We start from the raw sequence: 13,238 nt of genomic DNA on the forward strand, positions 1-13,238 counted from the left end.
AATTTTACCGAATTAAGCTTAATAAAACAGTTTTTGGTAACAAAAATAACTAAATTGAATATAAAAGAAATTCAATTGTCTCTAAAAGTTTTTTATTTTCAACCCCGTTTGCATAAGCATAACCGAGTGCCGCTCCGGCTCCTACGCCCTCTTTTGCTTCGCCTTCATCATATTTTTTTAATACGGGTATAGAAGCATTAGCAAATGAAAAAGTTGTATATACCGCATGTGGTTTATAACTAAGAAACGATAAGATATGTGCAATATTTGAGTGTTCATCATTTGCCACCCATGCCGTGGTTGCAAGCGTTATATTTTCGCTCTTTACACGCATTAAAACATCTTCTCTTAGTTTATCCGCTACAAGAAGACATGCCGCCATCTGTGTTCCGCCCGCCAAAACTACATGAAATCTTCTTGAGGCTTCGAGTAAAAATCCTGCACAAAATATCAACATGTTGTCGCTTACATGTGAGAGCTTAAGAAAGTTACTCATCTCGTCATTGATTAAAGAGAGAGCTTTGTTTATGGTCTCATCTTTTATGTTGTTTGGTACATGTAAAAAGCTTGAAGAGAAGTCGTCTCTGCACTCATATCCGAGTGCCAAAGCGGTAGCCGTTGCCGTTGTAGTTCCGCTTGGAGTGCTTTCTCCTAAAATAAGGTAGTTGCCTTTTAACTCGTAAGTTCTTCCTGCTTTCATACCTTTTTCAAATACGGCTTTTGCATCAATATTCGCTCCCGAAGCTATGGAATCCGAAGGCAAGATGCCGAAACTTTGACATGTAGAGTTTTGCGGTATTTTACTAAGACCCAAATCCAAAATCTCTATGGAGCTAAAGGGAGTAAGGTTATGCACAGCTCTGGTTATAATCGCAGGTGTGGGCACGCCCGTAGGCGTCTCCGCAAGTTCGCCCAAAGAGTAAACTCTCTCATTTATGATAAACTCCGCATCAAGCGTAGGAGTCAGTGGTATCATGCCGGGAATCCCTGCTTGAGTTATGCCTTCAATTTCACATGTTAAAGTAACCGAGGCTGCTAGTAAAAAGTCCGCCTTGCCGCTTGGAAGCGAATCTGCCTCGTTTGTAAATATGTTATATGTCTTCATTTTTTTCCTTTGTAAAATTTTTGTTTTGTGTGTCATAGAGTATGAGTGAGCCGTTTTCTATCTTTATGCAAAATGCCTCTTCTAGGCTTATTTTATTTACAATGCTTATCAAAACGCGTATTACTCCTGCATGTGTTACAACTAGGATATTCTCTTTATCAAGCGAGGGTAAATAGTCTAAAAAGAACTCCTTTACTCTTTTTATGTACTCCTCATAAGGCTCTCCGTCAAGCGCTTTTATCCATTGCAAAAAGTCTATGTATTGTATATTTTCTTTTGCGACTATCTCATCAAAACTCATACCCTCATGTCTGCCCCATGACTTCTCTCTTAACATGTAAGTATATGTTGCATCTTTGACATGCGCTGTGAGCGATAGCGAGGAAGTACTCTTGGGGTGTAAGGAGTGTCTTAGAGTCTCTTTTGCACGCCGCAGGTCTGAGCAAAACACTGCATCAAACTCTGACATGTCAAGCTTTTTTGCAAGTTCCTTTGCCTGAAGCTCACCGTTTTTTGAGAGTCCAATGTCGTTGTGTCCGTTATAGCAGTTTTTGTATCTCTCGTCCACCTCGCAGTGGCGAACCAAAGTTATATTCATGAGCCTAAGCCAAAAAGCAAAATATTTAGCAAAACAAGCTCCGTTACCTCAATACTAAAACCGTAGATATCGCCAGTAAAACCGCCGTAACGTTTCATAAAGAAGTTTTTTATAACAAATAAAACTAACAAAAAGCTAACAAACAGTAACCACATGTCAAATATAGCAACCAAAACAACAGAGTAAAAAAGTGCTATAAACATCTGCGTTTTTGTAAGTTCCGCTTTTGCTAAAGTGCTTATGCCGTTTGGACTGACATAAGGGTAAAAGTAGATAAAAATTACCGCACCTGCGCGAGAGAGCATAAGAATTATGGGCAGAAGATAAAAAGCTTCAAAATTTGCCAAAGAAGAAGCTTTTGCTATCAAAAACGAGGCGGTTATTATCATCCCCATTCCGCCTACATGTGAATCTTTCATAACCTCCAAAGCTCTCTCTTTTGGAACATAAAGCCCGTCAACCGTATCGCTAAAACCGTCAAGATGCAATGCACCCGTAAGTAAAACCCACAAAACAAAGATAATAATCCCTACATGTAAAGAGGGCGCATAAGGAGTTAAAACCGAGTGAATACCCCAAAGAACAAGCCCAAGCAAAAACCCGACAAGTGGGTAAAACATCACTGCGTAGCCGTTTATGCCTTTGTAAAAATCGTGGACTTTGAAAAAAGGAACGGTTGTTAACATCGATACTGCAAGTGCAAAACCCTTAAAAATCTCTCTCATTTTATCCTCGTTGATATGCCGGCAATAGTGTGATAAACTTCATCGCATTCTCGGGCAATTAGCTGTGAGAGTTTTCCGCTTATGTCTATAAACTCGCGTGCAAGAGCATTGTCTGGAATGATTCCGCCGCCGACATCGTTTAGTACAAAAACAACGCTTTTATCAAGCTCCAAAATCTTCTCTAACTCCTTTTTCATATCAAGAAAATTAAAGCCGTGATATAGCATATTGTTTATCCACATGCTAACACACTCAACTAAAACAGGAGTGTCACACTCTGTTATGGCGTTATAGAGTTTTAGAGGTTCTTCAATAGTGTTAAATTTGTCGCTTCTGTTTTGTTTATGTTCATCTATGCGCTCTTGCATCTCCTTGTCTATAAACTCGGTTGTAGCAAGATATGTTGGTTTTGAAACTGAACCTTTGAGTATGTAGAGCTCGGCATTAAACGACTTTCCGCTTTTAATACCGCCGATAAAGAGTGTTTTTTTTGTTTTCATCTTGAAAGTTTATCTAATTTGCTCTATATATAAACTTCTTTTCTATGGGCTATTTTAGATATTAGCATAAGTTCATTTTCTTGATAAAATAGAACTCTATAGTCTCCGATTCTAAGCCTATATGCTCCGTCAAAAGGGGTTTTTAGTTTTTTGATTTTTGTAAGTACTGGGTTTGATGCAAACTCTTCTATGCCATCAAGTATTTTTGAAGCCACACTCTTATCCATTTTTTGGAGTTGCTTAATGGCTTTTGGGTCATACTCGATGTTATAAGCCAAGAGTTGCTCTTACATCTTGATGAGAAACCGTTTTTAAAGTACCCATTTTATACTCTTGAACTGTTTTTGTAACTGCTTGAATGTCAAAATAGTCCTGTAATGCTTCTCTGATGATTTGAGCTTTTTTCTTCCCGCTATCCATTGCTACAACCGCTAGTTCTTCGATTAAACTCTCTTCAAGCGTTATGGTTATTTTTTTAGTCATTTTACCAACCTTCAAATATTTGCCATATTTTACCATACTTTTGAGAAACAATGCCCCACACTCGGTTGCAATAAATATTGGCTGACACCTATTTTTAAGAACCATCTAGTATGACTAGTTGTACTTTTCTTGCTTCAAAGCTAGATTACTGGGAACGAGAGAAAGTGGAGATTCACTCACAGGGGCGTTGTTATTGCTCTTGTTTTATTTTCAAAATAAATAAACAAAAATAAAGCAAACCCCTTAAAATAGGGATTATTTAAAATTTGTTTTTCATTTATCATAAAATTTATTTTTTATTTGCCAATAAAATAAACCATATTTTTCTTTTCACCTTCTTTTTCAACTTCACCGCTTACTACCATTTTATAAACTACTCTTCTTAAGTACGAAATATCCAAATCATCTATCCTTTGATGAATTTCGGATATTTTACTTTTTGGATGTAATTTTAAGTCTTCTTTGATAAGTGCTTTAAGATGTGGTTCTTCCATCGTTTTTAAACTAGGTTTCAAATCATGTTCAACAGATGATAAAATCTTTGGATTTATCATATACATCAATCCTTTTGTTTTACCTTCGGTTAAGAGTATTTTTTTATCCACAAGAGTATCAACCCAATATCTAAGCCTATCATCGCCAAGTTGTAAAAGTTTTGATAAATCAAATCCGGATATTTTTTTACTTCTTACGACTGCACCAAGTGTAATTATTTCTTTTTGATTTAATTGATAATGTTTAGCTAAATAATCAATAATCTGTAAAATATCATTATCTAAAATATTGGAATATATAGTAATTTTTACAAAATTAATGTCATTCTCTATTCTAGGATATGATTTACCATCAAGACTTAATTTTTCATAAATTAAGTCATAGCCGCTTCCCTCGCTTTCCATTAGTTTTAAAGCTTTAAAAGTATCTATTAAATGTGGATTTCTTCTTTGTACTTGATGCAAAATATTGTCTTTTGTAACTCCAAGAGGCAATCCACCTGGATTTTTTATTTCTAATCTATCTTTATAAAGAGATATAAAAATATCTCCTGAAATTGTAAAAGATTTATGAACAAAAGCGTTAACAAGTAATTCTCTAACTACATCTTTTGCATAGTGTCTTATGTATTTTCTAAACATTCCATCTGGTAATTCAAAACTATAATTTAACTCGATAGCTTCTTTTTCTATTTCAAGTAAAAGTTCTTTTGGGTTAAATTGATTGAGATTCCAATCCACTTTTCTTATCTTCTTTTCATCTTTATCATAAACGATGTATTGCACAGTAATGGGATAATTAAGTTTGGAGCGTTGTTTAAAATCACCCAGCCACAAGATACCCAAATTTGTAAGATAATTATCGTCCGTAAGTTTGTAAAATTCCAATATATCTGAATCAATCTGATTTTTTATAAAATCGCTTACTCTATCTGAACTTCTTATCTCGTGTATGAATTTCATGATATTTTCAGGTTCTATTTGTGATATATGAGTTTTTGTAACCACAAGTTCCCATTGAAAAGCCCCTTTTTCATGAGCAAGTCGTGTGAGTTCTTCTCCTTTTATAGCCACACACTCATCACCTATCCTTATAAAAACTCTTCCATCACTTGTGATTGCAATTGTTTTCATGGATGGATAGATTTGGATAATAAAAAACTCTCCACCATTTTCATGAGTTTTGATCTCAGGATTTACAAGTCCAACACTATCCGTAAGACTTCGCAATTTTTTGATTATCTCATTCATCTCTTCTGGATCTATTTTTTGCTCAGATGGCGGTAACTTGTCCTTATCCTCGATTCCTATAAAAAGATAGCCACCTTGAGTATTTGCCAAACAAACACAAGTTTTCGCTAAATCTTTTAAATCTGCACTTTTCCCAACTGCTTTTTTGAGGCTTTTGTATTCGATGGTGCTGTTTTCGTATTTTTGTATGTTCATAATTCAATATCCAATAGTTGATTTATTTTTTTGAATTGACGAGAGTCTTTTTTCTAATATAGCAATAAGTTCATTTTCTATCTGTTTGACAAGTTCAAATTCACGATTAAATTCATCTGATAGAAAATCATCTACTTTTTTTCTTGGATAATCCGTGTTGTCTTTGCAAAATGCATCAAAATGAAATCCAAATTCCTGCTTATTGGGAATACCAAAATTAAAAATAGGAACGACTATGTGTCGATGTTTTGAATAATTGACATAATCATTTAAATACTTAAAGTCACTATGTTCTCTTAAAGTTGTCAGTAGATTTTTAAGTGTTTCATGTTGGTTTTTATCGATTTTATTTAAAACATTATATAAATTAATTTCCCTTTCATTTAATTTAAAATCCATTATATAATAAATTAGATGTCCCAATGTATCGTGCATTGAATGCAAATTTTGCATAAAAGCAACAATATTTGCTCGTGAACCAATATACCAATCTTCTTTTTTTGATTGTTTATAAGCATCATGATAATAGCAAGCGTATTGAAGCCTCTCATCCAAACTATTTAATATTTTTATAACTTTTTCTGCACTATCAGGATAACAATTTTTAATCAGATTCCGAAATAATTCAAGATTACATTGCATTTGCTTTCCCCTCCACAATCTTAATCTCATCATCGCTCAGTTCATAAAGTTCATAGACCATTTTATCTATCTCTTTGTCGGTTGTGGAGATTTCCTCTTTTAGTTTACATGTAAGGGCTTTGTCGTTCTCAAAAAGGCTCTGCCACTCTTGTTTGAAGTTGCGTTCTTGCAGTTTGTCGGCAAATTTTAGTTTTTTCGCTTTCGCGTACTCTTTTACAAACTCTTCAAACTCCAGCTCTTCAAAGTTTTGGAGTTTTTTTGTGAGCTTGTCTTGGTTTAACATGTCATAGAAGTTTTGTTTTGTCTCATGAAGCTCTTTGTTGAGTGAGAGCATTTTGTCCGCTTTTTGGATAAATGGTTTTTGTTGTGAGTCTGAGATTTCTTTAATAGGTAAATCTTTAATAACACTAGGCTTTATTTCGGCAAAAGTCTTTCCAGATTGAGGGTTTTCCATCGAATATAAAAAGTTCAATAATTTTGAGTTTAGAAGAGTATTCAAATATTTTAAATTTATTTTATCAGACGTAACTATAAAAATTGAATTTTGACAATAAAAAGAATTTTGATCGTAAACTACTCTTAAAATATCACTTGTTTGTCTCATAAGTAATTTTGGACTTATCATTTTTTGCTCATTTGAAGGATACATCAAATTATTTCCATATTTTATAAACAAATTATCATTGAAATACAAGCTATATCTATTTATATTTGAACCTATTAGTAGTGGTTTATAGGTATCATCAATTTTTATATCTGAATGATATATTCTATCATTTAGCATATCTCTTGTTTGTATTGGGGTTCCATGTCCAACCTGATATGGTTTAATTCCCCAGATAATTTCTGCTAAGTTTGAAAATACTGTAGTCTTATCTGTAATTTTAAAAATAAAATTATAAATCTCATTGCTCTTTTCTAAAATGATTCTTTTATATGCATCAGCACGCCAATTCTTTTTATTTATAAAATTTTCTAAAATTTGATTATTATTTTTAAACTTTTCAACTTTTACATTACTATCATTTTGAATATTATTTTTGATAATAATAGTAGAACTTTCAGCTGTAACATTTTCAAAAACACCATCACCGTAATCTACTATATTTAATATCTCATATGCTAAAAGTTTTTCACGAATATCTTTTGCCGTATTTATTAACATCCAAGTATTAGGAATAATAAATCCAAATATTCCATTTTTATTTAAAATACCTAAAGACAATAAAGTAAAAAATAAATAACTATCATTACTTTTAGATGTAACATCTGGATATTTTATTTGAAGATGTTTAATTTGATTGATTGGTAAACTTGCTCCCCATGGTGGATTCCCAATCACAACATCAAAGCCACCTTGTGCAAATACTTCTGGAAATTCATCTTCCCAGACAAAAGCGTTTTCAGCTACAGTATTATCGTCTATGAGTGAATTTCCGCACTTGATTTTCCCAGCCAAACTCGTAAGCTCTCTTCCTTTGCTCGCCGTTCTTAGCCAGAGTGAGAGTTTTGCTATCTCTACCGCATCTTCATTTATATCTACGCCATAGATATTATGCTCTAAGATAGATTTTTCTATCTCGTAGTAGGCGGTGATGTCGCCCATAACTACCAAATCTTTTTGTAGGCTCTCATGCTCTTTTATGAGAAAATCAAGGGCTTGGTTTAGAAACGCTCCGCTTCCACATGCAGGGTCTAGGATTTTGAGATTTAAAAGCCAGTTTCGGTACTCTTCAAGATTTTCTTTTTGGGTTTGTTCTTGTTTTGTCGGTTTTTTAGGGCTCTTTGGTGGTGTGATGTCTGTTAGTTTTAACTCTTGCCTTTTGTCACTGCAAAGTTTTCCTAGCGTGTTGTCCACTATGTACTTTGTGATGTACTCAGGCGTGTAAAACACTCCGTCTTTTTTGCGTTTGGATTTTTTGCTGTCAAACTCGATGTTGTCAATATTGGCATTTATCTCTTCGAGGTCTGTCAAACTCTGTTCAAATATATGCCCCAAAATGTTCACACCGATGTCGCTCTCAAAGTCATAATCGCTTAGTTTTTGAGCTTCCATATCAAGGTACATGTCATCTATGATGAGGCTGTCAAGCATTTCATCTTTTGCAAAAAGTCCGCCGTTGTACTTTGGAATGTTTAATTTTTGATTTCCTGTGTTTATGGCATTAAAATAAAGCTTGTAATAGTCATACATGCCTCTATCGCCAAAACCGTCATTTTTGTGTCTTTCTCTTATCTCTTTGATGGTGTTTGGCGTTAAAAGCCCTCTATCTTCTGCAAAGAGTATGAAGATGATGCGGTCGCAGAGTTTTTGGGTGAGACGAAGCAGTAAAGATTTATCTAAATCATTGTTTTTCACAATATTTTCAAAAAGATGCGTTCTAAAAAGTGAAAAATCTTTGTAGAGTTCTTTTGATATGTTTTGCTCAAACGAAGCTGACTTCTCTTTTAGTTTTAGCGGTATATCGCTCTTTATGCTCTCGTACGACAAAAGCAAGTGAAGCTTTTTAAACTCCTCGTAGTTAAGAGTAAAAAGTGAGAATTTTTCATAGGCTGTTTTTTTGTCAATGTAAAATCGAAGTTCATCAAAATTTGAGATGATGATGTATTTTGAGTTGGAGTGTGAAGCATGGTAGTTAAACGCTTGAGATTCTACCGTATCGAGATTTTTTGTTTTTTGGTCTTTTAGCTCCACCACCCCGACAATATCGCCGTTTACATAGATGACACCGTCGGCTTTTTTAGAGTCTGTTTCGTTTTTCTTTTCCCGCTCAAGGTTAAAGTCATTTGGATTTGTTATGTCGAGAGTGTAACCCAGACACGCTTCAAAAATATCTCTTAAAAAGCCATCTTGGTATTTTTCTTCTTTTTGAGTTTTGATATACTCAACTTTTGATAAAAACTCTTGAAACTTTGCCCATCTTTTGGCGATTAATGCTTCATCTTGTTTATATGTCTTGAGAATAGAGGCTTGAAGTAGAGACAATATTTAACCTTTAAAAATATTTTTATTAATTCTACCTAAAAGATAACTCATTTTCTATAAAATCCATATCTACATGTAACTCTATATGCCCCGCAAACTCTTTTATAGCCTCTGCTTTGTGCTCTTTAAAGTTATATCCTTTGTAGTTTGGATTTATCTCGCTAAAGAGTTTATGGCGAAATTCGTCGCTCTCAAAAATCCCGTGAACAAAAGTCGCATAAAGATTCTTTTTGCTTTTACACCTTTTCTTTGCGACCCCGTTGTGTATCTCATAGCCGCATATCATCTCGCCAAAAAGATGATAGCATCCTTTTTTTACGATTTTTTCTTTTGCAAAAATTACATCGCCTTTTATCCGCCCAAAACCAAAAACTTCTTGAAGCTCTGACTCAACCATTTCAGGGTCTAAAATCCTCTCAAACATCATCTCGTAACCGCCGCAGATTGCCACGATTTTTTGTTTTTTAGATTTTAGAATCTTCTCAAATCCGCGCTCTCTCAGCCAAGCCAAATCATCCACGACTCTTTTGCTTCCCGGCAAAACTATAACATCACATGTAGATAAATCTTTGGCATTTGAGACAAATGTGAGTTCTATCTCTTTGTCTGCCACAAGAGGCTCAAAGTCCGTAAAGTTGCTAATATGGGGAAGTTTTATCACTCCTACTTTTATAATCGCTTTTGAGGTGTCTTGAACGTAATTCATAATAGACTCGCTATCTTCAAATCCTAAGTTAAAAGGTTTAAATGGAACAACGCCCAAAACTTTTATGCCGAACTCTTTTTCTATGATAACTCTGCCCTCATCAAAGAGTGACATGTCGCCTTGAAACTTGTTTACAATAACGCCTATAACATTCTTTTGCAGTTTTTTTGGAAGCAGGTTATAAACGCCGTAGATTGAGGCGAAAACACCGCCTCGCTGGATGTCTGCAACCAAAATTATCTTTGTGTTAAACTCATCGGCAATGTATATGTTTGAGAGGTCCTTATCCATAAGATTTAGCTCGACAGGGCTTCCAGCACCTTCGGCTACTATGACGTCATACTTCTCTTTTAGTTTTAAAAACGCCTCTTTTACAACTGGTTTTAGTGTGTCGATATCGCGGTAATACTCCCAAACATCTTTGTTTGCCACGCTTTTGCCGTTTAGTATCATGTGGGCTTTTGACGCTCCGCCTGATTTGAGCAAAACAGGATTCATGTAAGGAGTGGTTTTTAAGCCTATAGCCTCTGCCGCAAAATGCTGTGGGATGGCTATCTCTCCGCACATCTCATCCGTTACATGTGAATTGTTTGAGACGTTCTGCGCTTTAAACGGAGCGACACTTATGCCGCGATGATGCAAAAGGTAGGTTATGGCAAAAGAGAGAATTGACTTTCCCGCGTCAGAGCTTGTGCCGAATATGCTTAGTGAGTTCATTTTAGTTTGTTTTCTTTTAGCAATGGTAATTTATTTGATATTGTACTCATTTTTCCATAACCTCATTAATATTTCTTTTTGTTCTTGTTTTGTGTAGTTAAATTTAAACTCTGCTTCTTTTAAGTAACCTAAAAAATATTCACTTTTTACGCCTTTATATGGAGTTATAAAATCTTCAAAGAATCTCCAGAATTTTGTAATTATATTTTCAATATTTTTGAGTTTCGAGATATGGTTGGTTATCATAAATTTTTTAAACTCATTTACATGTACTATTTCTGATTTACCTTCATCTGGCTTAGTTTGATATTTTTTTAAAGATGGAAGCAAAAAATTATAAACCTTATCTTTGTAAGCAAAGGTTATGAAGTTTTGAGAATCAATAATGTTTTTATAATCTTTTTTCTTACTTTTGCATATATACACATACTCTTCAAACTCATCAAGGTTATCTCTTTTATCCTCATAATAGTCATGTGAGTGCCTAGCAATTAGTTTTCGTAAATGCTCATATCTGTTAAAAACTATCTGATAGCTCAAGTTTAGTTTTATTGCACACTCTCTTGCAGTGAGTGACTCGATAAATGCATCTAGTACATCAAAATCTCGCTGTAATTTTAAAGGACTGTATTTTTTCGCACAAGAAGAGCATTTAACCATTCCATTTGTAAGCTTATACACTTTTTTATTACAATAAATACAAATTCTTTGTTCCATTTTTAGATAAGAAACCACTTTTTTTAGAATGATTTTAACATAAACATTACATAATCTCGCCATGATTAAAAAAATTATAATAATACAAGCACTTGCTTACTCACTTTTTGCTCACGATATATGGATTGATGATTCTTTTATAGTTCATTATGGACATATAAATAAAAGTAATTCACATGGCGAAGAAAAAGAGATAAAACAAGAGGATATTTTGGAAGTTTTTTGTTTAAGGGACTCAAATATTTTTGAGATGAAAAATAAAAACGACAAAAGCGGATGTGATGCACTCTTTGTTGAGTTAAATAAGGCGTACTATACTAAAACGCCATATGGAACTCTCAAACAAGCAAAAGATGAAGTAAAGATGTCAATCAAAAGTTTTCAAAGCATAGAGTCAGTCAAAAGGGTTTATAACGACAATGCAACAGAGCTTTTTAAAAGTGGATTGGAATTGACACTCACAAACAAACTCTCAGAGATAAGCGTTGACGATAAAGCAAGACTCTTAGTTAGTTTTAACGCTAAAGCGCAAGCTGGTGTAGTTGTAGCTTATGATGAAAATGTTATAGGTGTTAGTGATGAAAATGGTCATATAAATGTACGCATAAGAAAAACAGGGCTTCAAAACATAAAAGCATCTTACACACTAAAGGGCGATGGAGTTAAATGCGATGAAGTTATTTATACAACTACACTAAATATAAAGGTTTTAAAATGAAATATTTTTTCTTATTAATATTTTATGCGACACTTTTGTTTTCTCATAATCTGCAACACTCTGTATCAAAAGAGGGGAGTGTAGTTGTATCTTTCTATTTTGCCAAAGAAGATGATTTTTCATTTCAAAGCTATGAAGTTTATGCGCCAAAAAGTGAGATACCGTTTGCAGTTGGCAGAACAGATGCACTCTCTAGGGTATCTTTTTTGCCAAATACAAATGGTACGTGGAAAGTGAAGGTTTTCTCTGAAGATGGTCACGGAAAGATTATCGATATAGAAATTAATGAAAATATGCAGACTAAAATAGAGACAAACAGCAGTAATACACTTCTAAAAATATTAATAGGAATTATGGCTCTTTTTGGAATTTTTGGTTTACTTTATATAAAAAAGGATAAGAAAAATGAAAAAATCTAGTATAAAAAAATATAGTTTGCTTTTAGCATTATGTACAAGTGCTTTTGCACACCATGGAGTTCCATCGATTAGTATAGCAGGAGTTGAGGGTCCTGGAGCACCACTTGAGACAAGCTCATCAGCAACACTTCCAGAGGGTTCTTTTCTTGCATACATGAAACTTGATCATGCGGATTATAAAACATATACTTCAGCTCGTGATGGAGAGAGCAAGAGCAGTAATTATTTTATGTACGGTTTGGGTTATGGTATCAGACCTTATCTAAGTGCTTATATGTTTGTTCCTTATTACACGAAAACGAATGATGATGCTTTTAATACATCTGATTTTCATGATTTGTCGTTTCAAGTAGTTTTAGGTATGAAATATGATGATGGCTTGATGCTTACACCAAAAAGTGAGAGTTTGGATGATATGCAAGATTGGCATTTTACAACATCATTTAGTTTTTCACTGCCTAGTGGAAACTCTAACAAGAAAATGCCTGATGGTTCACTTATAGACCCAGGTATGCAAACAGGTTTTGGAGAACCCTCTTTTATGTTGGGAGTGAGTGCTACAAAGTGGTTTGGAAATGAGTGGACACTAGTGGGAGAACTCTCTTACAATACATTTTTAGAAAATACCTATAAAGATGGCTCTAAGATGCATTTTGGAGATGAAGTCCGTGCAAACGGTGCTCTTTCGTATATGCTGTACTCAAAGCCATCAAGTAAGTTTCGTCTTGATTTCAATATGGAAGCAAACTACCTATACCTTGGGCGTGATGTAGAAAATGGGATTGCAGCAGAAGCAACGGGTGGCGAAATGGTATATCTGACTCCAGGAGTAAGAGCTTACTACAAAACTACTTCTATAGCCGTGGGTGTTAAACTTCCTACGTGGACAAACCTAAATGAAGAAGATTTGCAACAAGGTTCTGAGGGTAAAGAAAACTATAGACTTCTTTTTACTTTTTCAACACTATTTTAAGGCTTAAGA

Annotated in this window: 14 protein-coding genes; 3 read left to right on the forward strand and 11 right to left on the reverse strand. The window is 34.3% G+C overall.

What is annotated here, in order from left to right; translation table 11 throughout:
* Window positions 1-49: 49 nt before the first annotated feature.
* The 11 genes from A2530_RS08585 to A2530_RS08635 all read right to left on the reverse strand — a co-directional run bounded on the left by A2530_RS08585 (window position 50) and on the right by A2530_RS08635 (window position 11,062).
* A complete protein-coding gene (locus tag A2530_RS08585; protein ID WP_294883113.1) occupies window positions 50-1,105 on the reverse strand; it encodes a nicotinate-nucleotide--dimethylbenzimidazole phosphoribosyltransferase in 1,056 nt (351 codons plus the stop codon).
* Window positions 1,092-1,703, reverse strand: coding sequence for an alpha-ribazole phosphatase family protein (gene cobC, locus A2530_RS08590; protein ID WP_294883111.1), 612 nt, complete (start codon window positions 1,701-1,703; stop codon window positions 1,092-1,094). The genes A2530_RS08585 and cobC overlap by 14 nt, the downstream gene beginning before the upstream one ends.
* Window positions 1,700-2,428, reverse strand: a complete 729-nt coding sequence (locus tag A2530_RS08595) for an adenosylcobinamide-GDP ribazoletransferase (protein ID WP_294883109.1) — start codon at window positions 2,426-2,428, stop codon at window positions 1,700-1,702. Before A2530_RS08595 ends, cobC begins: the two co-directional genes overlap by 4 nt.
* Window positions 2,425-2,928 (reverse strand): bifunctional adenosylcobinamide kinase/adenosylcobinamide-phosphate guanylyltransferase, encoded by a 504-nt coding sequence (locus tag A2530_RS08600; RefSeq protein WP_294883108.1) that lies wholly within the window; start codon window positions 2,926-2,928, stop codon window positions 2,425-2,427. Before A2530_RS08600 ends, A2530_RS08595 begins: the two co-directional genes overlap by 4 nt.
* A gap of 23 nt (window positions 2,929-2,951) precedes the next feature.
* On the reverse strand, window positions 2,952-3,206 hold the full coding sequence (locus A2530_RS08605; protein WP_294883106.1) for a type II toxin-antitoxin system RelE/ParE family toxin: 255 nt from the start codon (window positions 3,204-3,206) through the stop codon (window positions 2,952-2,954).
* Window positions 3,196-3,411 carry a CopG family transcriptional regulator gene (locus A2530_RS08610; protein WP_294883103.1) on the reverse strand — a complete coding sequence of 72 codons (216 nt, stop codon included), beginning with the start codon at window positions 3,409-3,411 and terminating at the stop codon, window positions 3,196-3,198. Before A2530_RS08610 ends, A2530_RS08605 begins: the two co-directional genes overlap by 11 nt.
* Window positions 3,412-3,707: 296 nt before the next feature.
* The gene (locus A2530_RS08615; RefSeq protein ID WP_294883101.1) at window positions 3,708-5,351 is read right to left on the reverse strand and encodes an ATP-binding protein; all 1,644 of its coding nucleotides are present in this window, start codon (window positions 5,349-5,351) and stop codon (window positions 3,708-3,710) included.
* A 3-nt stretch (window positions 5,352-5,354) separates the two neighbouring features.
* Window positions 5,355-5,993, reverse strand: a complete 639-nt coding sequence (locus A2530_RS08620) for a hypothetical protein (protein ID WP_294883098.1) — start codon at window positions 5,991-5,993, stop codon at window positions 5,355-5,357.
* Complete coding sequence (locus A2530_RS08625; protein ID WP_294883095.1) at window positions 5,983-8,979, reverse strand: N-6 DNA methylase; 2,997 nt, start codon at window positions 8,977-8,979, stop codon at window positions 5,983-5,985. Before A2530_RS08625 ends, A2530_RS08620 begins: the two co-directional genes overlap by 11 nt.
* A 31-nt stretch (window positions 8,980-9,010) precedes the next feature.
* On the reverse strand, window positions 9,011-10,402 hold the full coding sequence (locus tag A2530_RS08630; protein ID WP_294883092.1) for a cobyric acid synthase: 1,392 nt from the start codon (window positions 10,400-10,402) through the stop codon (window positions 9,011-9,013).
* A gap of 30 nt (window positions 10,403-10,432) precedes the next feature.
* A complete protein-coding gene (locus tag A2530_RS08635; protein ID WP_294883090.1) occupies window positions 10,433-11,062 on the reverse strand; it encodes a transposase in 630 nt (209 codons plus the stop codon).
* A gap of 118 nt (window positions 11,063-11,180) precedes the next feature.
* On the opposite strand from A2530_RS08635, the gene A2530_RS08640 reads away from it, so the two are divergent.
* Genes A2530_RS08640 through A2530_RS08650 form a run of 3 tightly spaced genes read left to right on the forward strand, consistent with a single transcriptional unit; the run spans window position 11,181 to window position 13,229 of the window.
* Window positions 11,181-11,837, forward strand: coding sequence for a hypothetical protein (locus A2530_RS08640; protein WP_294883088.1), 657 nt, complete (start codon window positions 11,181-11,183; stop codon window positions 11,835-11,837).
* The gene (locus tag A2530_RS08645; RefSeq protein WP_294883085.1) at window positions 11,834-12,256 is read left to right on the forward strand and encodes a hypothetical protein; all 423 of its coding nucleotides are present in this window, start codon (window positions 11,834-11,836) and stop codon (window positions 12,254-12,256) included. The genes A2530_RS08640 and A2530_RS08645 overlap by 4 nt, the downstream gene beginning before the upstream one ends.
* Window positions 12,243-13,229 (forward strand): transporter, encoded by a 987-nt coding sequence (locus A2530_RS08650; protein ID WP_294883082.1) that lies wholly within the window; start codon window positions 12,243-12,245, stop codon window positions 13,227-13,229. Before A2530_RS08645 ends, A2530_RS08650 begins: the two co-directional genes overlap by 14 nt.
* The last annotated feature ends 9 nt before the right edge of the window (window positions 13,230-13,238 follow it).

It is taken from the genome of Sulfurimonas sp. RIFOXYD2_FULL_34_21, assembly GCF_001830805.1.
Taxonomy (GTDB): domain Bacteria; phylum Campylobacterota; class Campylobacteria; order Campylobacterales; family Sulfurimonadaceae; genus Sulfurimonas.